General features: G+C 37.3%; 26 protein-coding genes, 5 pseudogenes and 2 other annotated features. Of the genes and pseudogenes, 20 read left to right on the forward strand and 11 right to left on the reverse strand.

Annotated elements, in window-relative coordinates; genetic code table 11:
* Nucleotides 1-70: 70 nt before the first annotated feature.
* Nucleotides 71-750, reverse strand: a protein-coding gene (locus RBL01_RS13535) for an IS6-like element IS1216 family transposase (RefSeq protein WP_410779651.1) whose coding sequence is annotated in 2 segments (ribosomal slippage) — nucleotides 71-348 and nucleotides 348-750 — 681 coding nt in all. Because the reading frame shifts where the segments join, the coding sequence is not laid out codon by codon here.
* A 197-nt stretch (nucleotides 751-947) separates the two neighbouring features.
* On the opposite strand from RBL01_RS13535, the gene RBL01_RS13540 reads away from it, so the two are divergent.
* Nucleotides 948-1,097 (forward strand): hypothetical protein, encoded by a 150-nt coding sequence (locus RBL01_RS13540; protein ID WP_233274229.1) that lies wholly within the window; start codon nucleotides 948-950, stop codon nucleotides 1,095-1,097.
* A pseudogene (locus RBL01_RS13545) lies at nucleotides 1,057-1,232 on the forward strand (histidine kinase dimerization/phospho-acceptor domain-containing protein); the annotation flags it as partial. The gene RBL01_RS13540 and the pseudogene RBL01_RS13545, both read left to right, overlap by 41 nt.
* Nucleotides 1,233-1,518: 286 nt before the next feature.
* Here RBL01_RS13545 and RBL01_RS13550 read toward each other — a convergent pair.
* Nucleotides 1,519-2,058, reverse strand: a pseudogene (locus RBL01_RS13550) (IS30 family transposase); the annotation flags it as partial.
* Between the two features lie 186 nt (nucleotides 2,059-2,244).
* Here RBL01_RS13550 and RBL01_RS13555 point away from each other — a divergent pair.
* The 3 genes from RBL01_RS13555 to RBL01_RS13565 all read left to right on the forward strand — a co-directional run bounded on the left by RBL01_RS13555 (nucleotide 2,245) and on the right by RBL01_RS13565 (nucleotide 3,891).
* A complete protein-coding gene (locus RBL01_RS13555) occupies nucleotides 2,245-2,508 on the forward strand; it encodes an AbrB/MazE/SpoVT family DNA-binding domain-containing protein (protein WP_002318881.1) in 264 nt (87 codons plus the stop codon).
* Nucleotides 2,502-2,846, forward strand: a complete 345-nt coding sequence (locus RBL01_RS13560; RefSeq protein ID WP_002330364.1) for a type II toxin-antitoxin system PemK/MazF family toxin — start codon at nucleotides 2,502-2,504, stop codon at nucleotides 2,844-2,846. Before RBL01_RS13555 ends, RBL01_RS13560 begins: the two co-directional genes overlap by 7 nt.
* Before the next feature lie 361 nt (nucleotides 2,847-3,207).
* Entirely contained in the window at nucleotides 3,208-3,891 is a 684-nt protein-coding gene (locus RBL01_RS13565) for an IS6 family transposase (protein WP_410779652.1), read from the forward strand.
* Between the two features lie 22 nt (nucleotides 3,892-3,913).
* Here RBL01_RS13565 and RBL01_RS13570 read toward each other — a convergent pair whose 3' ends face one another.
* The 6 genes and pseudogenes from RBL01_RS13570 to RBL01_RS13595 form a co-directional block, all read right to left on the reverse strand.
* Nucleotides 3,914-4,090, reverse strand: coding sequence for a hypothetical protein (locus RBL01_RS13570; RefSeq protein ID WP_002330366.1), 177 nt, complete (start codon nucleotides 4,088-4,090; stop codon nucleotides 3,914-3,916).
* Between the two features lie 14 nt (nucleotides 4,091-4,104).
* Nucleotides 4,105-4,272 (reverse strand): annotated as a pseudogene (locus RBL01_RS13575) (methionine ABC transporter permease); the annotation flags it as partial.
* Between the two features lie 15 nt (nucleotides 4,273-4,287).
* A complete protein-coding gene (mmuM, locus tag RBL01_RS13580; protein WP_058128747.1) occupies nucleotides 4,288-5,208 on the reverse strand; it encodes a homocysteine S-methyltransferase in 921 nt (306 codons plus the stop codon).
* The gene (locus RBL01_RS13585) at nucleotides 5,198-6,607 is read right to left on the reverse strand and encodes an amino acid permease (protein ID WP_038809352.1); all 1,410 of its coding nucleotides are present in this window, start codon (nucleotides 6,605-6,607) and stop codon (nucleotides 5,198-5,200) included. The genes mmuM and RBL01_RS13585 overlap by 11 nt, the downstream gene beginning before the upstream one ends.
* A gap of 52 nt (nucleotides 6,608-6,659) precedes the next feature.
* Nucleotides 6,660-6,887 (reverse strand) — a binding site (T-box leader).
* Nucleotides 6,888-7,199: 312 nt separating this feature from the next.
* Nucleotides 7,200-7,634 (reverse strand): helix-turn-helix domain-containing protein, encoded by a 435-nt coding sequence (locus RBL01_RS13590; RefSeq protein WP_038809353.1) that lies wholly within the window; start codon nucleotides 7,632-7,634, stop codon nucleotides 7,200-7,202.
* 239 nt (nucleotides 7,635-7,873) lie between these two features.
* Nucleotides 7,874-8,305 (reverse strand): annotated as a pseudogene (locus tag RBL01_RS13595) (HAD-IC family P-type ATPase); the annotation flags it as partial.
* 76 nt (nucleotides 8,306-8,381) lie between these two features.
* On the opposite strand from RBL01_RS13595, the gene RBL01_RS13600 reads away from it, so the two are divergent.
* Nucleotides 8,382-9,062 (forward strand): IS6-like element IS1216 family transposase, encoded by a 681-nt coding sequence (locus tag RBL01_RS13600; protein WP_002287920.1) that lies wholly within the window; start codon nucleotides 8,382-8,384, stop codon nucleotides 9,060-9,062.
* Between the two features lie 126 nt (nucleotides 9,063-9,188).
* Complete coding sequence (locus tag RBL01_RS13605; protein ID WP_000222577.1) at nucleotides 9,189-10,148, forward strand: IS30-like element IS1252 family transposase; 960 nt, start codon at nucleotides 9,189-9,191, stop codon at nucleotides 10,146-10,148.
* 10 nt (nucleotides 10,149-10,158) lie between these two features.
* Here RBL01_RS13605 and RBL01_RS13610 read toward each other — a convergent pair whose 3' ends face one another.
* Nucleotides 10,159-10,362, reverse strand: coding sequence for a hypothetical protein (locus RBL01_RS13610; protein WP_058128901.1), 204 nt, complete (start codon nucleotides 10,360-10,362; stop codon nucleotides 10,159-10,161).
* A 223-nt stretch (nucleotides 10,363-10,585) separates the two neighbouring features.
* Nucleotides 10,586-10,834: a binding site (T-box leader), on the forward strand.
* A gap of 101 nt (nucleotides 10,835-10,935) precedes the next feature.
* Here RBL01_RS13610 and RBL01_RS13615 point away from each other — a divergent pair.
* From RBL01_RS13615 to RBL01_RS13630, 4 genes are all read left to right on the forward strand, one after another.
* Nucleotides 10,936-11,775 (forward strand): S-adenosyl-l-methionine hydroxide adenosyltransferase family protein, encoded by an 840-nt coding sequence (locus RBL01_RS13615; RefSeq protein WP_058128738.1) that lies wholly within the window; start codon nucleotides 10,936-10,938, stop codon nucleotides 11,773-11,775.
* 70 nt (nucleotides 11,776-11,845) lie between these two features.
* On the forward strand, nucleotides 11,846-12,397 hold the full coding sequence (locus RBL01_RS13620; protein WP_005876741.1) for an ECF-type riboflavin transporter substrate-binding protein: 552 nt from the start codon (nucleotides 11,846-11,848) through the stop codon (nucleotides 12,395-12,397).
* Nucleotides 12,398-12,413: 16 nt separating this feature from the next.
* Nucleotides 12,414-14,105, forward strand: coding sequence for an ABC transporter ATP-binding protein (locus RBL01_RS13625; protein ID WP_021109053.1), 1,692 nt, complete (start codon nucleotides 12,414-12,416; stop codon nucleotides 14,103-14,105).
* On the forward strand, nucleotides 14,092-14,925 hold the full coding sequence (locus RBL01_RS13630; RefSeq protein WP_005876744.1) for an energy-coupling factor transporter transmembrane component T family protein: 834 nt from the start codon (nucleotides 14,092-14,094) through the stop codon (nucleotides 14,923-14,925). Before RBL01_RS13625 ends, RBL01_RS13630 begins: the two co-directional genes overlap by 14 nt.
* A 192-nt stretch (nucleotides 14,926-15,117) precedes the next feature.
* On the opposite strand, the gene RBL01_RS13635 is transcribed toward RBL01_RS13630, so the two are convergent.
* Entirely contained in the window at nucleotides 15,118-15,498 is a 381-nt protein-coding gene (locus RBL01_RS13635) for a PH domain-containing protein (protein ID WP_005876746.1), read from the reverse strand.
* A gap of 644 nt (nucleotides 15,499-16,142) precedes the next feature.
* Between RBL01_RS13635 and RBL01_RS13640 the strand changes: the two genes are divergently transcribed.
* From RBL01_RS13640 to RBL01_RS13670, 7 genes and pseudogenes are all read left to right on the forward strand, one after another.
* Entirely contained in the window at nucleotides 16,143-16,343 is a 201-nt protein-coding gene (locus tag RBL01_RS13640; RefSeq protein WP_005876749.1) for a hypothetical protein, read from the forward strand.
* A 196-nt stretch (nucleotides 16,344-16,539) separates the two neighbouring features.
* Nucleotides 16,540-17,220 carry an IS6-like element IS1216 family transposase gene (locus tag RBL01_RS13645; protein ID WP_410779653.1) on the forward strand — a complete coding sequence of 227 codons (681 nt, stop codon included), beginning with the start codon at nucleotides 16,540-16,542 and terminating at the stop codon, nucleotides 17,218-17,220.
* 53 nt (nucleotides 17,221-17,273) lie between these two features.
* Nucleotides 17,274-17,387, forward strand: a pseudogene (locus tag RBL01_RS13650) (Txe/YoeB family addiction module toxin); the annotation flags it as partial.
* Between the two features lie 76 nt (nucleotides 17,388-17,463).
* Complete coding sequence (locus RBL01_RS13655; protein WP_002292678.1) at nucleotides 17,464-17,793, forward strand: AbrB family transcriptional regulator; 330 nt, start codon at nucleotides 17,464-17,466, stop codon at nucleotides 17,791-17,793.
* Nucleotides 17,783-18,070 carry a type II toxin-antitoxin system RelE/ParE family toxin gene (locus RBL01_RS13660; protein ID WP_002345819.1) on the forward strand — a complete coding sequence of 96 codons (288 nt, stop codon included), beginning with the start codon at nucleotides 17,783-17,785 and terminating at the stop codon, nucleotides 18,068-18,070. Before RBL01_RS13655 ends, RBL01_RS13660 begins: the two co-directional genes overlap by 11 nt.
* Nucleotides 18,071-18,355: 285 nt before the next feature.
* The gene (locus RBL01_RS13665) at nucleotides 18,356-19,213 is read left to right on the forward strand and encodes a ParA family protein (protein ID WP_002292680.1); all 858 of its coding nucleotides are present in this window, start codon (nucleotides 18,356-18,358) and stop codon (nucleotides 19,211-19,213) included.
* Nucleotides 19,214-19,762: a hypothetical protein gene (locus tag RBL01_RS13670; RefSeq protein ID WP_002292681.1), complete on the forward strand. Its 549-nt coding sequence runs from the start codon at nucleotides 19,214-19,216 to the stop codon at nucleotides 19,760-19,762. It begins immediately after the preceding gene.
* A 296-nt stretch (nucleotides 19,763-20,058) separates the two neighbouring features.
* Here the strand turns inward: RBL01_RS13670 and RBL01_RS13675 are convergent, their stop codons facing one another.
* Nucleotides 20,059-21,006 (reverse strand): sugar-binding transcriptional regulator, encoded by a 948-nt coding sequence (locus RBL01_RS13675; protein WP_021109149.1) that lies wholly within the window; start codon nucleotides 21,004-21,006, stop codon nucleotides 20,059-20,061.
* A gap of 187 nt (nucleotides 21,007-21,193) precedes the next feature.
* On the opposite strand from RBL01_RS13675, the gene RBL01_RS13680 reads away from it, so the two are divergent.
* Nucleotides 21,194-22,381 (forward strand): NADP-dependent malic enzyme, encoded by a 1,188-nt coding sequence (locus tag RBL01_RS13680; RefSeq protein ID WP_058128740.1) that lies wholly within the window; start codon nucleotides 21,194-21,196, stop codon nucleotides 22,379-22,381.
* Complete coding sequence (locus RBL01_RS13685) at nucleotides 22,362-23,666, forward strand: 2-hydroxycarboxylate transporter family protein (protein WP_002303157.1); 1,305 nt, start codon at nucleotides 22,362-22,364, stop codon at nucleotides 23,664-23,666. The genes RBL01_RS13680 and RBL01_RS13685 overlap by 20 nt, the downstream gene beginning before the upstream one ends.
* Nucleotides 23,667-23,681 lie beyond the last annotated feature (15 nt).

The following is a 23,681-nucleotide window of genomic DNA, read 5'->3' on the forward strand; positions in this document are numbered from 1 at the left end:
AAATTTTGGAAGTGAGGGTTCTGTTGCAAAGTTTTAAATAAAGAATAAAATCCCTTACGGTATCTATGATTTAAGCTGGGATTCCCAATAATACCTTGATTTCAGTACAGACCGAAAACCCGAAGAGAGTGCCTTCTTTTCGGGTTTTCTTATATAATCCTCGAATGGCTTCCATGCCTTTAATCGTGGTAGAGGCAGTGCGTAAACTTCGATAGAATTTATTGCGTCTCTTTACTGGACGATGGTCTTGTTCAATCAAATTATTCAGGTATTTAATGGTACGATGTTCTGTCCCTTGATAAAAGCCGTATTCTTTTAGTTTCTTAAAGGCACTTGTAATAGAGGGGCTTTATCTGTGACTACAACCTTCGGTTCATCAAACTGCTTCACTAACCGCTTAAGAAAAGCATAGGCTGCTTGTGTGTCCCGTTTTTTACGTAACCAAATATCCAAGGTTAAACCATCTGCATCGATGGCTTGATACAAATAATGCCATTTTCCTTTAATTTTGATGTACGTTTCATCCATTTTCCATGAATAAAAGGATTTTTTATTTTTCTTTTTCCAAATTTGATAGAGTAGTTTGCCATATTCTTGCACCCAACGATAAATCGTCGTATGAGAAACGTTAATGCCACGATCATATAAGATTTCTTGAACTTCACGATAGCTAAGGTTATAACGAAGATAGTAGCCCACGGCTACAATAATCACATCCTGCTGAAATTGCTTTCCTTTAAAATGATTCATCGTCATTCCTCCTGCTATCTTTTTCTATTATTCTACCTTATTTGATAGTAGATTTAAAACTTTGCAACAGAACCGCATTAATTGCAAGTGGGATTGGCGGGGGCTATTCAGGTTATTTTGATGTTGTTCCATATCGTATGGGTGGGCTTGGTATTTTCAGTCTAGCAAGTTATATACCTGATAGCGGAGAAATTACCATGAATGTATGGCATCGACTCATATCTTATATTCTAACATTCATCATTGCTTTCATCATTACTCTAGTCTATGAGCAGCGTAGAGAATTGAAAGCTGAAAAAAATATTCGCCCAGTGGAAGATGGAACAAGAACAAGTGGAAATGGTTGAATCATTAGCTCATGATTTAGAAAAACCCCTCTTTCCATTATAAGAGGATATTTCGAGGCAATACTAGAATCTAATATTGATGACAATGAAAAATTGCATAGATACTTAACAGTTATAAAAGTAAACTTAGAGAAAATCAGATAGAAATATCGGTTCTATGTTAACTTGGGTGGACAATTTTAGTCCCTTATTTAATTAAAAAATTTGAACACTTTTCATGGTAGTTATTAAACTGCTATGAAAAGTGTTTTTTCGTTATTTTAACTTTTGCAAAGTCATTACATCACCTTCGTTTATTCTCTTTATACTTTTACTTCTAATTCTTATTTATCGATATAATTATATATAAACAATTATTGGTTCGTAATTTCTAACACTTGTGCGATATCTTACAGATAAATTATACATCTATTCCTAAATCTAAAGTAATGACGGCACTTTTATGATGAATGCCAACGATCGTATCACCTTCAAGGTGACCAAACTCAGAATTGAAATCAGGATAATTATCAGGTCGATCATGGATTGAGCGCTGATACTGTTGTTTTCCCCGTTTTTCCTGACGGCCATTGGGTTTTCTTTCACCTTTCATCGGTAGTGTGTCAATATCAAATATTCCTTTAGAAAATAAACGATAAAGTGTTCTCATACCGCATGAAACAGGCCTTTCTTGTCGACCCATAATGACGTCAGGCGTCCAACCAAGAGTGACTTTCTCTTTAATGTAATCTACTTCATGAGCAGGTAATTGAATGACTTTTCTACCACATTTTTTCTTATTTTCTTTATACTGGTGCCAATAATCAAGAGCAGTCTTGCCTTGCTTGAACTTATTGACTACATTATAAATAGTTTGTATAGTACGTCCCATTCGGTTAGCGATTTCAACCGGCTTATTATGTTGAAGATAATATGATTCTATCATTGTCAGTTCGTCTATGGCAAGATGTTTGTAGGTCATTTATGGTTACACTCCTTTGTTTTCTTTCGTCGGAAATACAATTTGAGTGTACCATAAATGCCTTTTTATTTTTCTAACTTAATTTTACAATTCGCGTTATAAAAAAGATATTAATGGATAATTATGTATATACGAAAATCGAGATATATGTTATACTTTGTATATACAATTAAAGAGGTGAATAACATGGAAATGATACCAATCAAAAAATGGGGAAATAGCAACGGACTTAGATTGCCAAAAAATTTAATGGAATTTCTGGAATTAAAGACTGATGATCGAGTATCAATCAAAAGCGAAGATGTTAATGGAAAAAGACGATTAATTATCGAACCAGCAATTTCAAAAGAAGAAGTAACTATTGAAGAGCTTTTCAAAGATTACACAGAGGGCAAAGTAAATATTAAAATTCAGGATTTAGGAAGCCCAGTAGGGAGAGAACTATGGTAGATGTTCCAAGACAAGGTGATATTCTTTTATTGAACACAGCTCCCAGATCTGGCCATGAACAGACTGGAAGAAGACCTTATATTGTTCTTAGTCACGATATTATTGCAGATACTAGTAATGTGGTTATTGTTGCACCGATAACTACAACTAGTAGAAATTACCCACTATACATTGAAATAACAGAAAATCATAAAATGAAAACACGCGGAAAAGTTATGTTAGATCAAATCACAACAATTGATTATGAAGCCAGGAACTGCAAATTTCTAGAAAAAGCTTCTGAAAAATTAATAGAAGAATTATTAACAAAAATACGAGCTGTATTTCAAAAAGTATAAATTATTTTTTCATAAAAAGTCGACCCCAAAAATTAGAAAAAAAATCTAATTCTTGGGGTCGTTTCATACTTTCAGAATCCTGCCGGTACCCCAAAAACACACAAAACTATTATCGCGAATGAAATAATAATTTTGTGATATTTCCATTCATTTATTGTTACTGAAATGAAATCAATAAGTCAATACACAGAGGTCATAGCATAGCTTCAGAAGTTGGCACGCAAATTTATTTGTATCAAAACATTTATGAAACCGAACGATTGAAATAAATCAGGAATTTTATTGTTGGTTCTGTTACAAAGTTTTAAATCTACTATCAAATAAGGTAGAATAATAGAAAAAGATAGCAGGAGGAATGACGATGAATCATTTTAAAGGAAAGCAATTTCAGCAGGATGTGATTATTGTAGCCGCGGGCTACTATCTTCGTTATAACCTTAGCTATCGTGAAGTTCAAGAAATCTTATATGATCGTGGCATTAACGTTTCTCATACAACGATTTATCGTTGGGTGCAAGAATATGGCAAACTACTCTATCAAATTTGGAAAAAGAAAAATAAAAAATCCTTTTATTCATGGAAAATGGATGAAACGTACATCAAAATTAAAGGAAAATGGCATTATTTGTATCGATCCATCGATGCAGATGGTTTAACCTTGGATATTTGGTTACGTAAAAAACGGGACACACAAGCAGCCTATGCTTTTCTTAAGCGGTTAGTGAAGCAGTTTGATGAACCGAAGGTTGTAGTCACAGATAAAGCCCTCTCTATTACAAGTGCCTTTAATAAACTAAAAGAATACGGCGGCTTTTATCAAGAGACAGAACATCGTACCATTAAATACCTGAATAATTTGATTGAACAAGACCATCGTCCAGTAAAGAGACGCAATAAATTCTATCGAAGTTTACGCACTGCCTCTACCACGACTAAAGGCATGGAAGCCATTCGAGGATTATATAAGAAAACCCGAAAAGAAGGCACTCTCTTCGGGTTTTCGGTCTGTACTGAAATCAAGGTATTATTGGGAATCCCAGCTTAAATCATAGATACCGTAAGGGATTTTATTCTTTATTTAAAACTTTGCAACAGAACCTCTGAGCAAATTCAACGGTCGCTTCAGCTAGATCGGCAGACGTTTGTTCTTTATCCAAAAAATGATGCCAACCACTCACAATCGGCCGATCTGCTTTTGTTCCTGTTAATAACGCTTCAAATCGTTTTTGTTTATTCCATGTCATCAAATAGACCTCCATTAATTACGACGTATCATGCGTGCAAGTTTATTTCCAGTAGATTGGATTACTTGGACTATAATAATTAAAATCACTACGGTAGAGAACATCGCAAAAGAATCAAAACGTTGATGACCATAGACAATGGCTATGTTACCAACACCGCCGGCACCGACTGTACCAGCCATTTATGTTTATTCCAACTAAAGAATTGCGGAAAAGGTTTCCTTCAACAAACTGATTTCTTTGGCTGATGTGCAGCAACAGCCGCCGATCCATTTGCATCCTGACCCATGCCATTTCAATGCTTCGTTTGAGAATACTTCATCAACCGCATGACTGTGCGTCCATACTTTTGTAGTGGCATCGTAGGTCGCTCCCGAGTTTGGATAAGCAACTAATGGCTTTGTCGCAATCTCCTTCAGATATTCCAAGGCCGGCAAAACTAAATCCGGCTGCACGCAATTGACGCCGTAGGCAATGATTTGCTCGGACGACTCTGCCAATAGCTGGAATACACGCAGATCGGTCCCATCGCATAAATGGTGATCGTCCTTCAAAGTCACCGTCAGCCAAGCTGTCGTCTTGGGATGTTGGGCTAGCAACTCAATCACAGCCTGGATTTCCGTTAGATCCGGAATGGTTTCGATGGCCAGCAGATCAGCCCCGGATTCTAGCAGCAACTCTAACCTTTCGCGATGGAAATCGACCAATTCGGTTTGCGACAGACCGTAATTGCCCCGATATTCAGAGCCGTCCGCCAAATAGGCTCCGTATGGTCCGACCGAAGCCGCCACCCATTTTTCTTGCATGCCTTGGCTTTTCGTTTGGGCCTGTTTCGCTAGTTCTACCGTTCTTTTGATCAGAGCCCGGCTTTCTTCGGTTGTATGGCCCAAACGCTCGAACCCGGCAACCGTCGCTTGATAGCTCGCTGTGATGGCGATGCTTGCCCCGGCATCGTAATATTTCTGATGGACTTTTTCAATTTTATCCGGTTCGTTCACTAATGCTTTCGCGGTCCATAACTCATCATTCAGGTCCAAGCCTTGCTCCTCCAGACCTAAGGACATCGAACCATCGATGAGGATCACTTTTTGATTCTTTTGCCACTCTTTAAAATTCATCGGAAAGCTCACCCACTTCTTGATTTTCGATTGCTACAGAAGCCTTTTTACTGAAGAATAACTGGTAATAAAAGAAGCACAAGATCGTGAATGGGATGCCGATGATCAAGGCAATCCGCTGGTTCGGATCAAACGCGATGCCGATGATCGAAACGGAGCAAAGGATAATGACGAGCCACGGAACGATTGGATAGAATGGTGTTTGGTAAGCCAGTTCATCCAGTTTATGCCCCGATTTCAGATAGTATTTGCGGAAATTCAGTTGTGCCCAAGCGATGCTCAACCAAACCGCCACGACCGCGAATGCGGAGATGGATACCAAAGCCAGGTAAACGGTGTCCGCGGAATAGATGCTGGAAAACAGGGAGAGAAGCCCACCCAAAATGGTCAGCAACAACCCGTAAATCGGCAACCCGCGTTTGGATAATTTGGCGAGACGTTTCGGCAATGTTCCTGCATTGGCCAATGTCCACAGCATTCTTGATGCTGCGTAGACCCCAGAGTTTGCGCCGGAAAGGACTACAGTGATCAGGACGAGGTTCATGATGTCTGCTGCGTATGGGATACCCATCAAATTCAGGATGACGGTCACCGGACTTTCATCCAAATTAGCCGCAGAATCCGGAAGCAGCGCACCGATCACAACAATCGTCCCGATGAAAAGGACCACCAAAATGACGATTGTCTGCAAGATTGCTTTCGGGATATTTTTCTTAGGATCCGACGTTTCACCAGCGGCTACGCCGATCAATTCCGCACCGGAAAAAGCGAAGTTAGCAGACAGTATCGCCAAGAAAACAGAGCCTGCGCCTTTCGGGAACCAACCGTTTTCCGTCAGATGGCTGAAAAGTGGTGCTGATTCATTTCCCTGGATCGGTATAAATCCGAATATGCCACCCAGACCCAGGATAAGGAAAATTGCCAGTGCGAGCACTTTGATCAGCGACATCCAAAATTCGCTGACGGAAAACCAACGCACATCAATAATGTTTGAAAGTACAATAATGCCGATAAAAAAGATGCACCAAAGCCAAGTGGGAATGCCGGGGAACCAGCGTTGTGACAAAATCGCCAAGGTGATGAACTGCGAACCCAATGCCACTGTCCACGTCAGCCAATAAAGCCACGCCACCACGAAACCTGCTCCGGGATGGATATATTTTGAAGCGTAGTTGTGGAACGAACTCGTACTAGGCTCGTGGACCGACAATTCGCCCAAGCACATCATGACCAGCGTCACCAAAAATGCTCCGATCAGATACGCAATGATTGTTCCGATCGAACCCGCCGTTTGAATGAGATACCCCGAACTCAAGAAGATTCCAGTTCCGATTACCCCACCCAATGAAAGCATAACTAGATGCTTTGATGTCATTTCCCTTACAAATGATTGCTCCATATTTTTCCCTCCAAAAATATATTAAAATATATAAAAAAAGCACTCCCCCTATTGAAAGGGCGAATGCTCGCGTTACCACCTTTGTTCATAATCATAAAGATTATCTCAGCAAGGGACTGTCATCCCTTCACGCGCTATCGGGCGTACCCGTCACTTGCTAAGTTTCCCTCACACGTGATAACTCAAAGACCATTTTTGCTGATTCCGAAACATCTGCTTTCACCATTCGCAGACTCTCTATGGTTTCTTTCCCAGCTACTTATCTCATCAAAGTTTCATATATTTTTAATAAATATACAAGGATGATGGATGGTTGTCAATTATTTTGTGCTTACTTTCATTCGCTTAATTGCAATATCAAATGCATAAAAAATTTTAAAAACCTTTATAGACAGCGAATTACTCAATAATCCAGTATTACCAATGCTTTGAAGCCATTGACGGCAGGGAGTGTTTCATCCCTTACCATTTTTCAGGTGAGTTGTTGATGGTTCTGACCCAAGAGGATAGGTTAGCTGAGTCAAGAGAAGGAGCAAAGCGGCTCTTGACTCAGCTAATCTATTCTCTTATCCTATAGAACCAACAAAACACCTTAAGCTGCTTGTAAATCGGCCAGTTCTTCCTGAAGGCGTTCGTCAGGGTGCAACTTTCTATAAGAGTGTACAAAAGTATCCACACTATGAATCCGCAACCCCTTCTTGGGTGCTAGATTTTCTGGTAAGGCAGCAAGGAAAGCCGCAGAATATTTATTATGATCCCGCGCATGCGAGTTCTCACGATTTTCTTTATAAACCCGTGCGCCTGAGGCGGCAATATACTGCTCGTAATAATTGCGCTTATAGTCAAGCTGGCGCGTTCTACCGCGTTTCAACTCACGAGAAACAGTGGGTTGGCTGACCCCTAATTCTCGCGCCATTTCAGCTTGTTTATAGGTGCCGCTTTTCGCCATCTGTTCCAGCATTCCGCGTTGGATGTCAGTAAGTTGTTTGAAGGTGCGCTTTTCTGTGATACAATTATTTTTGGTCATGTAGATACCCCTTATACTTTTGGTTTGGTTGCTAACAAGTATATCGTATCTACATGATTTTTTTGTTTATTTCCTTATGCATTTCATTTTACAATTTTCCAACTCAAAAAAGCGGAAAATCCCAGATTTAAAAATCTGAGTTTCCGTTTTTGTCATTTCAAGGATGGACTATTGTCTCAGCCTCTTCTAATTTATTCTTAAGATATTTTTACTTTCTCTGCAGATGCTGATACTTCTTTTTATTCTTTTCGACCTTTCAACTTATACTTCATTAATCTCATGCCATTGAAAATTACCACCAAGATACTACCTTCATGAACCAACATTCCGATAGACATTTTCATCCATTCGCTGAAGAAGACGCTGGTCAACAAGACCAACACTACGCCAACTGAAATCACGATATTTTGTTTCATATTATTTGCGGTGGCTTTTACTAATCCTAATGCGTGAGGCAAGTTGCTGAAGTTCGAGTTCATTAAAACGACATCGGATGTTTCAATCGCTACGTCCGTTCCGCTTCCCATTGCGATTCCAATGTCTGCTAAAGCTAAGGACGGACTATCGTTAACGCCATCTCCAACAAAGGCTACAATTTGACCACGTTGTTGAAGTTTTCCGATATAAGCCGATTTGTCTTCCGGCAACATGTGGCCGTGAGCTTCGGTCAAACGGTTCTGTTGCAAAGTTTTAAATCTACTATCAAATAAGGTAGAATAATAGAAAAAGATAGCAGGAGGAATGACGATGAATCATTTTAAAGGAAAGCAATTTCAGCAGGATGTGATTATTGTAGCCGTGGGCTACTATCTTCGTTATAACCTTAGCTATCGTGAAGTTCAAGAAATCTTATATGATCGTGGCATTAACGTTTCTCATACGACGATTTATCGTTGGGTGCAAGAATATGGCAAACTACTCTATCAAATTTGGAAAAAGAAAAATAAAAAATCCTTTTATTCATGGAAAATGGATGAAACGTACATCAAAATTAAAGGAAAATGGCATTATTTGTATCGAGCCATCGGTGCAGATGGTTTAACCTTGGATATTTGGTTACGTAAAAAACGGGACACACAAGCAGCCTATGCTTTTCTTAAGCGGTTAGTAAAGCAGTTTGATGAACCGAAGGTTGTAGTCACAGATAAAGCCCCCTCTATTACAAGTGCCTTTAAGAAACTAAAAGAATACGGCTTTTATCAAGGGACAGAACATCGTACCATTAAATACCTGAATAATTTGATTGAACAAGACCATCGTCCAGTAAAGAGACGCAATAAATTCTATCGAAGTTTACGCACTGCCTCTACCACGATTAAAGGCATGGAAGCCATTCGAGGATTATATAAGAAAACCCGAAAAGAAGGCACTCTCTTCGGGTTTTCGGTCTGTACTGAAATCAAGGTATTATTGGGAATCCCAGCTTAAATCATAGATACCGTAAGGGATTTTATTCTTTCGCCGATTGTAAAATTAAGCTAGACAAATAAATAAGCCATTCGTGCTACACTCAAAATGTAATTCCGACTAAAGAAAACATAGGAGTGATCACGAATGACCTACACCCATCTTACCACGGATGAACTGGTGATGATAGAGTCTTACTACCACCAAAACATCAAAATTGTGAAAATTGCTGAGTACCTGAAACGATCTCGAACACCGATTTATAACGTCATTAATTTCTTGAAAGAAGGCCATACGGCCCTTGAATACTACCAACAGTATAAAGAAAATAAGAAACGGTGTGGCAGACGAAACATCGTCTTGCCAAAGAAACAACAGTCCTACATTAAAGAAAAAATTGCCCAAGGCTGGACGCCAGACGTTATCATTGGGCGTAAAGAGAAACCAATCAGCTGTTCCGTAAGAACCCTTTATCGCCAGTTCAAGGAAAAGGTGTTCGATGAATCGACTTTGCCCATGAAGGGTAAGCGGAAACCAAATGGACATCAAGAACGCCGAGGAAAACAGGCTTTTAAACGGAATATCGTTGAAAGAGAAACTGATTACCCGACATTTAAAGAAGAGTTCGGCCATATCGAAGGCGATACCATTGTAGGCATTCATCATAAGAGTGCTGTCATAACTTTGGTAGAACGTCTATCGAAAATCATCATCACCTTGAAGCCCGAGGGGCGCAAGGCGATCGATATTGAGAATACTCTGAACCACTGGTTTGGATCGATTCCCAGACATTTATTTAAATCCATTACCTTTGATTGTGGGAAAGAATTCTCTAATTGGAAGGCTTTAAGTAACCAACATGACATCGCTATTTATTTCGCTGATCCAGGGACTCCTTCGCAACGAGCACTGAATGAAAATTCCAATGGCTTGCTGCGAAAAGATGGTCTGCCAAAAAACATGGATTTTAATCAAGTCGACCAAGCTTTTATCTCTTCAGTGGCGAATAAGAGAAACAATATTCCACGAAAGTCCTTGGATTATCAAACACCCCTGGAAGTATTTATGAGTTACATGAATGAAGATATTTTGTCTAGCTTAATTTGACAAATCAAATTTATTTAAAACTTTGCAACAGAACCGGAAATGGTTTGATCAAAAAAAATTGATCCTCAGGCTTTTTGCTTTTTAAATGGGAAAGACACACCATTATATCTTGTTTTGTATACTTTTGTTGATAGTTATTTATTTGTTGCTGGCGATAGGAAAATATAGAATGGAGTAATTCCTGTTTTAAACTATTCTTTTCTTCTGGTTTCATACTAGCTGCCTCTTTTCGAATAACTTTTTATACAGTATGAAGTAAAAATTCCAACAATGGACAACAGTTTTTTTAGCTGTAATTAATTTTTATTTTTGAAAAAAGTATACTTAGTAAAATCGATAGCACAAAAATCAGAAAGTCAGCATTAGACTAGCTAAAAGAAAAAATTTTTTTCTTGATTGACAAATCAAATGAACTCTGCTATTTTATTACCAATCATTAAAACGCGATGAAAAACAAAGTAGAGTAACCATGTACGCTAAAGAGAATTCCTGCTTGGTGAGAGGGGATGCGCATCAATTACTTGAAAATGGCTTTTGAGCGGATTTCCCGACTTTATGAAGGAAGTACGGTTGTCCCCGTTAACAAGGCACAGTCTCCAAGATGCAAACTTTTTGGGTACTGATCGAGATGAAATCTGTGAGGATTTTATGATTAAAGGTGGTAACGCATGTCCAATGCCCTTAGCAAATTTTTTGCTAGGGGCATTTTTTGTATTTGCTTTTAAGCAAGGATGACTATCTCATAAAGAGACTCATCGGACATAAAGAATTGGAAGGTGGACGAATTATGGCAGGATTTTTAGTAGTACAAACCGATTTTGGGTTGCAAGATGGCGCGGTAAATGCAATGTATGGAGTGGCTTATCAAGTTGAGCCCAACTTGATCATCAATAATCTCACTCACGAGATTGAACCATACAATATTCATGATGCAAGTTACCGTCTATTGCAAGCAGCAAGTTATTGGCCAGCGGGCACGGTATTTGTTTCGGTTGTTGATCCTGGGGTTGGTTCAACGCGTCGAAGTGTCATGGCAGAATTAAAAGATGGGCAATATGTCATCACGCCAGACAATGGGACATTGACATATTTGGCACAATACGTAGGAATCAAAGAAGTCCGTCAAATTGATGAAGAAACACAGCGTTTGCCAGGTTCATCAGAAAGTCATACATTCCATGGACGCGATGTCTATGTATACAATGGGGCTCGACTAGCTAGTGGAAATGTACGATTTGACGAACTAGGTTCAGTCATTCCAACGAGCGAGTTAGTAACATTCCCATTAATTGCTCCTGTCCAAAATGAACATACAACGACAGGTACGATCGATATCACCGATATTCGTTTCGGCTCACTTTGGACGAACATTCCGGTGGATTTTTTCAAAAATTGGCAAATTGAATATGGACAAAGCTTACTAGTAAAAATATACTATCAAGGTGTAGTCCGTTACCAAGATAAGGTTGTCTTTGGACGTTCGTTTGCTCAAGTAGCGCCAAAAAAAGCGGTATTATACATCAATTCATTATTGAACGTTGGTTTAGGGATCAATCTGGATTCATTTTCAGCTGTATATAAGATCGGAACAGGCAATGACTGGACGATCGAACTGACAAAGAACTAAGAAAAGAACTAAGAAAAGAACTAAGAAAAGAAGCACTTATTACGTATTAATTAAAAAGGGGTAAAAAAGTATGAGTAAAAAATTCACGGTAAAACACATTGTAGCAATTGGTATCGGCGCAGCGGTCTTCTTCATTTTGAAACGTTTCGTAACTATTCCAACAGGGATTCCTAATACGGATATCGCAACGGCGTATCCTTTCTTGGCATTGTTAGGCGTTGTTTATGGCCCTATCGTTGCAGGGTTGGCAGGCTTTATCGGCCATGCACTTGGTGACTTGACAACCTATGGGGCATGGTGGTCATGGATCATTGCTTCAGGTATTTTAGGTGTCTTCTTTGGCTTGTTAGCTAAACGTATCCCAATCGAACAAGGAACTTTTGGGAAAAAAGAAATCGGGACATTTCTTGTTGGTGAAACGATCGCCAATTTGATTACATGGGTAGTGATTGCACCAATCGGAGATATCTTGATCTATGCGGAGGCACCAAGCAAAGTCTTTACACAAGGTATCGTTGCAGGGATCACAAATGCGATTGTAACAGGTGTCATCGGTGTTATTTTGCTAAAAGCCTATGCACAGACGAAAACGAAAAAAGGTAGCTTAAATAAAGAAGATTAGAACGTGAGGATATAAAATGATCGAGTTTCATGATTTTACATTTCAATATGATAGCCAAGCCGAACCCACGCTGAAAAATATCAATTTGTCCATCAAACAAGGAGAAAAGATTTTGATCATGGGACCTAGTGGCTCAGGAAAATCTACCTTAGGGAAATGTTTGAATGGTATCATCCCGCAAAATGAAAAAGGTAGTTATACTGGGAGTTTGAACATCAACGGGAAGTTGTTTGGTGAATCCACCATCTATGACCTTTCGTTAGATGTGGGGACAGTATTGCAAGATACGGATAGCCAATTTGTTGGCTTGACAGTGGCAGAAGATATTGCATTTTCATTGGAAAACGAGATGATTGAGCAAACGGAGATGCGCAAGGCGGTAAATTATTGGTCTGAAAAAACCAATCTATCGGAACAATTAGAAAAACGCCCACAAGATCTCTCTGGTGGTCAGAAGCAACGTGTAACGATGGCTGGCGTCTTGATCGATGAAACGCCGATCCTTTTGTTTGATGAACCTTTAGCCAATCTCGATCCACAAACGGGGTACGAAGCGATTCAAATGATCGACCAGTTGTATCAGTCGCAAAAATTTACAACAATCATTATCGAACACCGTTTGGAAGAAGTTTTAGCAGCACCAATCGATCGTGTTATTCTAATGAACGAAGGAACGATCATCGCAGATAGCACGCCAACAGAATTACTAAAAAGTGACCTTTTGACAATGTATGGTATACGCGAACCGTTGTATATCTCTGCTTTGAAACGTGCGGGTATTTCTTTGGAAGAGTTTTCTGATCTAACACAGGTCGATCAACTAGTTTCCCCAGAAATAGCAACGGCATTAGCCAAGGATCAGGGAGAATTCAAAGCAATTCCGTTAAAAGAAACGCCATTACTGACACTGAAAAATATTTCCTTTGGCTTTGGGGATGAGCAAGTCATCAAAAAAATTGACTTGACACTCTATCAAGGAGAAATGGTCAGTCTTGTTGGGCATAATGGGGCAGGAAAGTCTACGCTGTCGAACCTGATCACAGGTTTTTATCCTCTTCAAACAGGTGAACTATTGTGGAAAGGGCAATCCATTGCAAATGAAAGTATCAAGGAACGAGCCGATAAAATAGGTTACGTGTTGCAAAATAGTAATCAAATGCTATCGAAGAATATGATTTTTGAAGAGGTCGCATTAGGGTTGGAGAACCAGGGTGTCGAACCTGAGGAGATCCAGGAAAAAGTTTTTGACACATTGAAGGTCTGTGGACTCTACGAATTTCGTAATTGGCCAATCTCTGCATTGAGCCATGGGCAAAAACGCCGAGTAGCAATTGCAGCTATTTTAGTACTCGAGCCTGAATTGCTGATCCTTGATGAACCTACAGCGGGGCAAGATTATTACCATTATAATGAAATGATGACCTTTTTACGCACGTTGAACCAGCAAGGGATTACCATCTTGATGATCACCCATGATATGCACCTGATGTTGGAACACATCCGACGGACGTTGGTATTGAAACAAGGACAGATCATCGCGGATGAGACCCCTGCCAATGTCTTATCTTCGGCAGAATTAGTTGCCTCAGCAAGTCTGCGTGAAACGAGTCTCTATCGTTTGGCACAAAACAATCATTTAGCAGATGCCACCGATTTTGTGTCGGCATTCATCCAGCATGAGGAGGTGCCTACTGATGGCAGACAATAATTTGATCGGTTATTTGCCGAAAAAAACGGTGATCCATCAACTTAGCGGCTTCACTAAATTGTTGTGCTTTTTAATGATTTCAGTAGTTGGGATGATTTCTTATGACACACGTTTTTTGCTAGTGCTTGCGCTTTTCTCTATTATTCTTTTTCGAACAGCAAAAATTACGTATCGTGAGATTTCCTTTGTATTGAAATTCATCGCATTCTTTTCGATTTTGAATTTATTGACGGTTTATCTATTTGCACCAGAATATGGCGTGACGATCTATGGGACAAGACATGTGATTTTTGAAGGAATCGGCCGATATACACTCACACAAGAACAACTTTTTTATGAGTTCAATCTGCTGATCAAATATTTCGTCACGATCCCACCAGGGTTGATCTTTATTTTGACGACGAACCCTAGTGAATTGGCATCAAGTATTCATCGAGTAGGTGGATCATATAAGATCGCTTATGCTTTTTCTTTAGCATTGCGTTATATCCCAGATATTCAAGAAGATTTTCGAACGATTTCAAAAGCACAGCAAGCTCGAGGAAATGAGCTATCCAAGAAAGCCTCGTTGATGAAACGAGTACGTGGCAATTTAACGATTGCGATTCCTTTGATTTTCTCCAGTTTAGAACGGATCGAAACGATTTCTTCGGCGATGGAGCTTCGTCGTTTCGGTAAGAAAAAAAGCCGCACTTGGTTGTTAGCTAAACCCTTGAAACGCAATGATTATTTGGCATTATTACTGGTAATCTTATTGTGTGCTGCAGGGATATCTTTATTGTTCATCAATGGCGGACGCTTTTATAACCCGTTTCGCTAGAGTTTTGGATATATATCAAGACAAAAAATTGGAAGACTGGAAATCTTTTTTACGATTTTCAGTCTTCCAGTTTTTGTTTGTTAGTGAAATCCTCATTGACTTACTCATTATCGAAAAAATTGATTTTTCGGTGGATTTTCTGTCAAAAACAAGGACGGATCATTGTTAGATTGGTTCAATGATTTTCAATAGTTAGAATAAAACAGCAGAAGCTAATGCTTGTTGAATAGCTACAATATTTTTGTCCTTGCGGAATTGTAGACTCTCGGCTGGAAGTTCAGCGCTAGAAATCCAAATTTTCAACTCTGCATCCAAATCAAAATGACCACTTGTTTCTACAGAAAAACGTGAGATTGATTTATAAGGAATCGACTTATATTCTACTTTTTTACCAGTGACACCTTGTTTGTCAACGATAATCAATCGTTTGTCTGTAAAAACAATTAAGTCTCTTACTAATTTAAAAGCTAAATCCACGTTTTCATTAGGTACTAAGACCCCTTGTAGTTCTTTTTCTACAGATTTATTATCATGTTGTGCAGCATTTCCCATTAGTCCATCGAATAATCCCATTTCTTGATTCCTCATTTCTGATATAATAGATTTGTCATTTTTAAAAGATAGTGAGTGTGGGACAAAGTAAGAAACACTTCTGTCCCAGCCTCGGGTTAATTTTTATCAAAGAAAGCGACAAGGCTTTCTAGCAGAACCTATTCATTTGTCTTCAAATAATTCAGTTTATATTCGTAAGTTTGACCAGATATCTTCCTAAAAGTCCTTTTTTAGTTTTTTACTAAAGAGTATACTTGGTCTTCATGATCATGTATTCACAAATGCATAGGAATAGCAAATCGATATCTATGTTTAACTATATATTTATGATGACTTAAAAACTGATGTGTGTCAATGAGTTAGTCAATTTTTAGTTTACAAATAGAACCGTCGAAAAATAGTTTAGGAATTCATTAGGAGAAAACGAAATAAATACAAAAATCCGTATTACTTTAGTTGTTACTGAAACTGCTGACTAGTACTTGTTACATAAATTTCTGAGCAAATTGGATTTATTAAAGAATACAATTATGATGATATTTATAATAATATTATCAAATGAATAGTGGTAATGTAGCGAGAAAGTCGACAACTAAAATAGCAGATAAGCCAAACAAGAAAAACATTTAGATTTATAAATTTAATTATTGGAAGGTTGATGAGTAATGATCACGATTATGGATTATCCAGAATATAAAAAGAAGTATCCAAAAAATTCTATGTCAGAGTGGTTTGCGTATCAGGCTCCGTTAGTTTTAGAAAATATGAGGGAAGAGTATCAAGATGTGAAGCAACAGTTGAGTGGATCTGAGCAATTAAGAGCGGAAGAAATCATTCAAGAATATGAACAAGAATTCTTAAAGTAGCATTCACTTCAAACTATTATTAAGCTTTTTGATGCGAACTAAAAGAAGATCTAAAAATCCAGACTACAAAAGATTTTATCTGGGGACCATACGACAAATTAACTCTTTGGATTTCCCTTTTCGGTTCTGTTGCAAAGTTTTAAATCTACTATCAAATAAGGTAGAATAATAGAAAAAGATAGCAGGAGGAATGACGATGAATCATTTTAAAGGAAAGCAATTTCAGCAGGATGTGATTATTGTAGCCGTGGGCTACTATCTTCGTTATAACCTTAGCTATCGTGAAGTTCAAGAAATCTTATATGATCGTGACATTAACGTTTCTCATACAACGATTTATCGTTGGGTGCAAGAATATGGCAAACTACTCTATCAAATTTGGAAAAAGAAAAATAAAAAATCCTTTTATTCATGGAAAATGGATGAAACGTACATCAAAATTAAAGGAAAATGGCATTATTTGTATCGAGCCATCGGTGCAGATGGTTTAACCTTGGATATTTGGTTACGTAAAAAACGGGACACACAAGCAGCCTATGCTTTTCTTAAGCAGTTAGTGAAGCAGTTTGATGAACCGAAGGTTGTAGTCACAGATAAAGCCCCCTCTATTACAAGTGCCTTTAAGAAACTAAAAGAATACGGCTTTTATCAAGGGACAGAACATCGTACCATTAAATACCTGAATAATTTGATTGAACAAGACCATCGTCCAGTAAAGAGACGCAATAAATTCTATCGAAGTTTACGCACTGCCTCTACCACGATTAAAGGCATGGAAGCCATTCGAGGATTATATAAGAAAACCCGAAAAGAAGGCACTCTCTTCGGGTTTTCGGTCTGTACTGAAATCAAGGTATTATTGGGAATCCCAGCTTAAATCATAGATACCGTAAGGGATTTTATTCTTTATTTAAAACTTTGCAACAGAACCAAGGTAGGTATTTTAGAAGATTGAATAGACAACACCGGGTTGTTTATAAGGTAGATAAAGATGAACACGTGGTTGAAATTTATTCAGCAAGGACGCATTACGAGTCACAGTAATTACTTGTAAATACATTATCTCGTGGTATAATGTATTTACTAAGTAATTACATACTGTTAGAAATGAGGGATTTAAATGATTACAAAAACAAGAAAACAAGGCAATTCAATCATGTTGACAGTACCTAAAGATTTTAATGTTCCTAATGGAGTCGAAGTTGAAGCAAAGTTGGTAGAGAATGGTATTCTTTATGAATTTGTTGAACCACAAAAAGAATTTTATGATTTTAGCGAAGATATTTTGTCTGATATAATTGCAGAAGGCTACGATAAAGATGAGATTCTTGTAGAATTTAAGAATAGAAAAAACAAAATGCATTCTTCCTTTAGAGATATTGCTGAAGATACACTTACTAATTCTAAAGTAATGACTAAAGAGGAGTTGGCAACAGAAATTGGCTTATGAAATCGTTCCTTCAAAACATGTCATTAAGTATTTAAAAAAGCTAAAAGAGAAGCCATTGAAAGAAAAATTTTTGAATTTAATTTATGATGAAATTGCGATTGATCCATATAAGGGTGAACAAAAAACTGGGGATTTATCAGGTATTTGGTCTAGTGGGTTCAAATATGCGGGCACAACATATAGAGTAGCTTACGAGATTATAGAAAACAAGGTTATTCCAGTATTGTTATGTGGAACGCATGAAAAATTTTATGAACAGTTGAAAAAATTAATCTAGTGATTTGTTGTCGTTCTTAAGAAGGACGGCTTCTTTTTTATCGAAAATCTGATTCGTCTACATGACTAAAGTCGCGAGTATTCTCTGCTTCTCGATAAATTAAATAACGTCTTTACTTTGAGGAAAGCTATAAATCAATATGTTTCAGGTTTTCCTTATTTATGTACTACCTTTTACTTATTAATTATAAGGTAGTACATATATATCTTTTTTTCGGTAGTAACTAAAAATAAATATGTTATAATAGTATCAAATGAATATTGCTAAAAGAAAAGAGGTAGGAACGTGGTAGCGAAGAAATATGTAATCGGTAATTTTAAAGGTGGCGTAGGTAAAAGTACGTGCGCGCAAATGTTAGGGTTTGAATCAGCAGTTAATGAAGGAAAAAGAACCTTGATAATTGACTTGGATATGCAAGGAAATACTTCTGATGTGATGAACTTAACGCATATGAACTTCACTAACGAAGAAGGAGGCGGAGAAGGTGAACCGATTGTTTACGAAAATACTGTGACTGACGTGTTGATAAACAATCTTCCACCTAAAGAGGCTGTCTATAAAGTAATCAATAACCTCTATATACTTCCAGCAGACATGTCCTTTGAAATGTATGATGATTGGATCAAAGACCAATATAATGATTCATTATCCCAATTCAAATATATGAAAGAAAAGCTAGAACCATTATTTGATGAGTTTGACGTCATCTATTTAGATGTCCCACCTTCTATTTCTGTATATAGTAAATCCGCGATGTACATTGCGGACTGGGCAATCGTCGTCTTACAGACCCAAGTAAAATCGATGAGAAATGCGATGCAATATCTTGAGTATATGGACTTTTTTGTGAAAGAATTTGATACAAATTTATATGTTGCTGGTGTTATTCCTTTCATGTTGGAAAGCGGTGACGCAGTAGATCAGGAAATGTATAAACAAGCCCAAGAGATTTATGGGGAACATTTGATTAAAAATGTTGTACTCAAAAATGCGCGCTTAAAACGATACGACGGATCAGGTATTACGATGGAGAAGACAAAGAAAGGTCTCTTAAAACAATGGGATCGCAAAAGCCACGAATTATTTATCAGTATTTTGAAAGAATTGGAAGAACACGAGAATTGGTATGCGGAGGTGGAGTAATTGGCTGACATCAAAGGACTTGATATTTTTGGGAACAACAAAGGACTCGCCAAAATAAAAAAAGAAGCAGAAGCAAAGAAAAAGCAGCAAGCAATTACACCATCTGAAAATAAGCAATTAGAAGTGCACCAAGTTCAAGAAATAAAAACTTCCTCCAATGTTGAAAGACAGAGTAGAGGAAGAACAAAAAAAGTTGGCGCACCAATCAGAAAGTTTGATAAGGTTTATTCCACCAAGCATCCTTTAAAACTGTCGACTTTGTTAAATGCGACTTCCAGAGTTTTAGTAGAAAAGTATGAGACTAATATGACAAGAGATGAATTGCTTAGAAAAGCTTTAGATGAGTATATTAAACAGAATCTTACGCAAGAAGATAAGCAAGATTTGTTTAATGACGTGGTGAAAGAACTAGACTTGTTCAGAGAAAAATATCCAATTGTTCCAGAATTAGATGATCGTGGAGAAATAATAAGAACTACCAGTCAGATAAAACAAGATACCGAAGACTCACTGCGCAAAGGGTGGGGAATGAATAATAAAGTTAGATAGAACCCCCTTTTTATAGCATAAAAAAGATTTAGAAGGATATATGATCCTATTGCATGAGAAGTACAATAAAATTAATAAGAATTAACATTAACGAAAAAACGTGGGAATTATTCAGTGAATACAAAGAAATTAAATCTTGAAAAGTAATGGAGTATGGCTTGGAAAAGTTCAAAAAATATTAAGACAAGCTTCTCAAAAAAAGGGATTTTGATATCCAATAAAAAGAGTGAATCATTGTACTGCCCTCCAAAAAAGTAGTACCAAAAATCTAAATTTTTTGGAGGATTTTACATGACTCACTCTTTTTTTATCAAAGAAAGTATTTTCCAAGCAGTTTTTTCATCCAAAAATAAATCTGTAAAAAAATTACCATTCAAGGCGCCTAAACAACTCTCCGCTTTGAACTTACTTTTACAAATACCAATTCGTTTTGGAATATCGAAAATTTCTTTTAAAGAAAGACCAAAAGTCTTATCCTCAGATGCTTTGATGAATTCACCATTGATATTGAAGGGTCTTCCGTAAAGAAATCCAACAGTATCCGTCATGCTTGGAAATAGGATTTTACGATGCTTGTTCCAGGGTTCGACAGAATCAATAGAGGATAAGGTGCCAATTCCAGAAATTAACATATCTGCATGCGAAGCGGTTGCTAAGGTATTAGCTAAAGAAGGTTCTAGAGCCATTAGTTCACGTGCAGTTTCATTGATGACATATAAAGGAATACTGAGAGTCAAATAAGAAGACTCATAACGTTCAGCAGCTTTTTGAACTAATCGTGTGGAGCCAGCTAAGGAATTATATTTTCCGATTTCGCCAATGAATTGAGTAAAAATTAATTCTTCACGAGCAACCATTTTAAACTGATCAATCACTTTGTAAACGGTATCTCCCCAAGATAGTGCAACCACATTGGCTTTCTTAATTAATTCTTGAATGTAATCGGCAGCAAATTTTGAAAATAATAAATCGTGTTGTGATAAGTCTTCACTACTTTTTAATATATAGATATTCGTTTTAAAGTAATTTTTGAAGATTTCTTCTAGCTCATAATTCCTAGCATACGGAGAATTAATTGAAATACTAACTAATTGTTTTTCACGTGCATCTTCAATATATTTTAAAGCTTTATATCTGGTGATCCCATATTTTTTAGAAATTTCACTAATATTGATATCCTCGAGATAATAGTCTTCACAAATTTTCACAAGGAGTGATTCATAGTCAGAGAATTCCAGATGCATAGTATAGCTCCTAACTTTTTCAAATAGATATTTTTTTTCATTATACCAAAAAAATTGAATTTAGTCTTTTTTTAATTTTTTAAAAATAAGCATCATTTTTTTAAAATTTAAAATGAAAGGGTTTTTTTATTTTAAAAAAAGTGTTAAAGTGGTTTTGTAATTAAAAAATGTAAAAAGGAGTGAAGGTATGCTTGATGAAGTTTTAGAAATCCATAAAAAAAATGTAGGTGTTTTACGGATGGAAACAACAGAAGCCGTGCAAGATGATCAAGATTTAGCAAAAATGTACACCCCAGGTGTAGCAGAACTAAGTTTAATGATTGAGAAAAATCATGCTTTGGCAAGAGAATTAACAATTAGTGGTAAATTAGTGGCCGTTATTACAGACGGGTCGGCGGTATTAGGTCTTGGAAATGTAGGAAACCAAGCTGGATTACCAATCGTCGAAGGGAAAGCGCTGCTTTATAAAAATTTAGCAGGTGTCAATGCGATTCCATTAGCCATCGAACAAAAATCAGTAGACGAGATTGTACAAACAATTGTCAATTTGCAAAATAGTTTTGCAGGGATCCATTTAGAAGATATTGCAGCACCGAAGTGTTTTGAGATTGAAGAAAAATTACAAGAAAAACTTTCTATTCCTGTGTATCATGACGATCAAGAAGGAACAGCGATAGTCGTTTTAGCTGGATTGATCAATGCTGCTAAGATCCAAAGGAAAACATTAACTGAACTTCGAGTTTTGATCAACGGCATGGGAGCATCTGGGGTTGCAACAGCTAGACTATTAATCGCTGCTGGTATCAAAAATCTAACATTGGTGGATAAACAAGGGAGATTAAAGAAGCAAGATAGTACATTAAATAAATATCAAAGAGAGTTGTTGGATCATATACATGATACAAATAATAATGCAAGCGTTTTGGAAGATGCAATCGTTGGACAAGATGTTTTTATCGGTCTTTCAATAGGAAATGTTTTAACGCCTGAAATGATTGGAAAAATGAATGATAATCCGATTATTTTTGCTTTAGCCAATCCAGTACCAGAGATCAAACCCGATTTAGCAAAAGAATCTGGTGCAAAGCTAATCGCTACAGGTTCTTCGAAATATCCTAACCAAGTAAACAATATTTTAGTATTTCCCGGATTGTTCAAGGGACTATTACTATCGAAAGCGAATAAAGTCGATCTTTCATTACAACTTGAAGTAGCCAAACAATTAGCTGCTATGGTCGCAGAGCCTACGGTAGAAAAATTCATCCCTAATGTTTTTGATGAAGGAGTCGCAAACGTCGTTTCACAGGCAGTTTTGGATTATTTACAAAAACTAAAAGAAAACGAGGATAATATACATGCTGAAAACATTAAATAGAATTAAAATTGGTTTTATTCCTTTATCTCTTTATATCATTTTGGTACTCGCGTATCTTGCAATGACGATAAGCAATATCGTTCCAGAAAATGATATGTTAGTTTCTTTGGGTATTATGACTGTTTTTGCTTATTTATTAGAAGAAATTGGTAAAACTATTCCTATTTTAAAAGATTTAGGTGGTAAAGTATTAGTTGTTACATTTTTGCCTGCATTTCTAGTCTATAAACATTGGCTACCTCAAAGTACTGTAACTGTGGTTTCTGATTTTATGAATAATAACAATTTCTTGATGTTCTTTATCACACTACTAGTTGTCGGCAGTATTGCTTCAATGAATCGGCAAACATTGGTTAAAGCAACTTCACGTATTATCATTATTTTAATTTTATGCGATGTGATTGGTTCTTTGATAGGAACAGGTGTGGGAATACTCCTTGGGCTATCTGCTTGGAATGCGTATTTCTTTATCGTTGCGCCGATTATGGCTGGTGGTGTTGGGGAAGGAGCGATGCCATTATCGATTGGTTATGCAGCAATATTATCTGGTATGGGACAAAATGATATCTTTGGGAAGATTCTACCGTGTGTGATGTTGGGAAGTTTAGTCGCAGTTCTACTGTCTGGTATGCTCAAAAAAATTGGAGAGAAATACCCACAATTAAATGGTCAGGGTAATTTGATCGATGGGGATGATGAACATTTAGAGAACTTGAAGGGTTCAGCTAAACCAGTCAATATTGAAAAAACATTGTTAGCAGGCGTGGTAGCAATAACGATTTATTTTGTTGCTGTCTATGTTGAGCACTTATTAAAATCACTCCTTGGCTTTTCTATTCCTTCACCTGTGATCTTATTAGTCTCTCTTATGGGGGCTAAAATGCTTGGTTTTATCCCTAAAAATATCGAAGAAGGTGGAAATTCGTTGTATGGATTCACTGTTCGTGGGATCACACCTCCCTTACTTTTTGGCGTAGGGGTTGCAAAAACAGATTGGTTAGAGCTGATCGAAGTATTTAAAAATCCTGCAACGATAGTAACAATCATTGTGACGGTAGTAGCTATTGTCGCTACAGCTTTTATCGCCGCAAAATTTTTAAAAATGTACCCAGTTGATACTGCCATCGCAGTTTCATGTTGTAGCGGACAAGGCGGTACAGGTGCTTTAGCTATCTTAGCTGCGGGTGATCGCATGGAATTAATGCCATTTGCACAAGTTGCTGTTCGACTAGGGGGTGCTATGACCGTAACGTTCGCTATCTTTTTAATGGGTCTGCTATCATAAGAACATAAAGAAAGG

This window comes from Enterococcus sp. SB12 (genome assembly GCF_030910025.2).
In the GTDB taxonomy this organism is placed as follows: Bacteria; Bacillota; Bacilli; order Lactobacillales; family Enterococcaceae; genus Enterococcus_B; species Enterococcus_B faecium.

Bases quoted from the DNA above. Each gene is read 5' to 3' on its own strand.
- RBL01_RS13540 (WP_233274229.1), top strand. From the start codon at position 948: ATGAATGTATGGCATCGACTCATATCTTATATTCTAACATTCATCATT.
- RBL01_RS13555 (WP_002318881.1), top strand. From the start codon at position 2,245: ATGGAAATGATACCAATCAAAAAATGGGGAAATAGCAACGGACTTAGA.
- RBL01_RS13560 (WP_002330364.1), top strand. From the start codon at position 2,502: ATGGTAGATGTTCCAAGACAAGGTGATATTCTTTTATTGAACACAGCT.
- RBL01_RS13565 (WP_410779652.1), top strand. From the start codon at position 3,208: ATGAATCATTTTAAAGGAAAGCAATTTCAGCAGGATGTGATTATTGTA.
- RBL01_RS13570 (WP_002330366.1), bottom strand. From the start codon at position 4,090: ATGACATGGAATAAACAAAAACGATTTGAAGCGTTATTAACAGGAACA.
- mmuM (WP_058128747.1), bottom strand. From the start codon at position 5,208: ATGAATTTTAAAGAGTGGCAAAAGAATCAAAAAGTGATCCTCATCGAT.
- RBL01_RS13585 (WP_038809352.1), bottom strand. From the start codon at position 6,607: ATGGAGCAATCATTTGTAAGGGAAATGACATCAAAGCATCTAGTTATG.
- RBL01_RS13590 (WP_038809353.1), bottom strand. From the start codon at position 7,634: ATGACCAAAAATAATTGTATCACAGAAAAGCGCACCTTCAAACAACTT.
- RBL01_RS13600 (WP_002287920.1), top strand. From the start codon at position 8,382: ATGAATCATTTTAAAGGAAAGCAATTTCAGCAGGATGTGATTATTGTA.
- RBL01_RS13605 (WP_000222577.1), top strand. From the start codon at position 9,189: ATGACCTACACCCATCTTACCACGGATGAACTGGTGATGATAGAGTCT.
- RBL01_RS13610 (WP_058128901.1), bottom strand. From the start codon at position 10,362: ATGAAACCAGAAGAAAAGAATAGTTTAAAACAGGAATTACTCCATTCT.
- RBL01_RS13615 (WP_058128738.1), top strand. From the start codon at position 10,936: ATGGCAGGATTTTTAGTAGTACAAACCGATTTTGGGTTGCAAGATGGC.
- RBL01_RS13620 (WP_005876741.1), top strand. From the start codon at position 11,846: ATGAGTAAAAAATTCACGGTAAAACACATTGTAGCAATTGGTATCGGC.
- RBL01_RS13625 (WP_021109053.1), top strand. From the start codon at position 12,414: ATGATCGAGTTTCATGATTTTACATTTCAATATGATAGCCAAGCCGAA.
- RBL01_RS13630 (WP_005876744.1), top strand. From the start codon at position 14,092: ATGGCAGACAATAATTTGATCGGTTATTTGCCGAAAAAAACGGTGATC.
- RBL01_RS13635 (WP_005876746.1), bottom strand. From the start codon at position 15,498: ATGGGATTATTCGATGGACTAATGGGAAATGCTGCACAACATGATAAT.
- RBL01_RS13640 (WP_005876749.1), top strand. From the start codon at position 16,143: ATGATCACGATTATGGATTATCCAGAATATAAAAAGAAGTATCCAAAA.
- RBL01_RS13645 (WP_410779653.1), top strand. From the start codon at position 16,540: ATGAATCATTTTAAAGGAAAGCAATTTCAGCAGGATGTGATTATTGTA.
- RBL01_RS13655 (WP_002292678.1), top strand. From the start codon at position 17,464: ATGATTACAAAAACAAGAAAACAAGGCAATTCAATCATGTTGACAGTA.
- RBL01_RS13675 (WP_021109149.1), bottom strand. From the start codon at position 21,006: ATGCATCTGGAATTCTCTGACTATGAATCACTCCTTGTGAAAATTTGT.
- RBL01_RS13680 (WP_058128740.1), top strand. From the start codon at position 21,194: ATGCTTGATGAAGTTTTAGAAATCCATAAAAAAAATGTAGGTGTTTTA.
- RBL01_RS13685 (WP_002303157.1), top strand. From the start codon at position 22,362: ATGCTGAAAACATTAAATAGAATTAAAATTGGTTTTATTCCTTTATCT.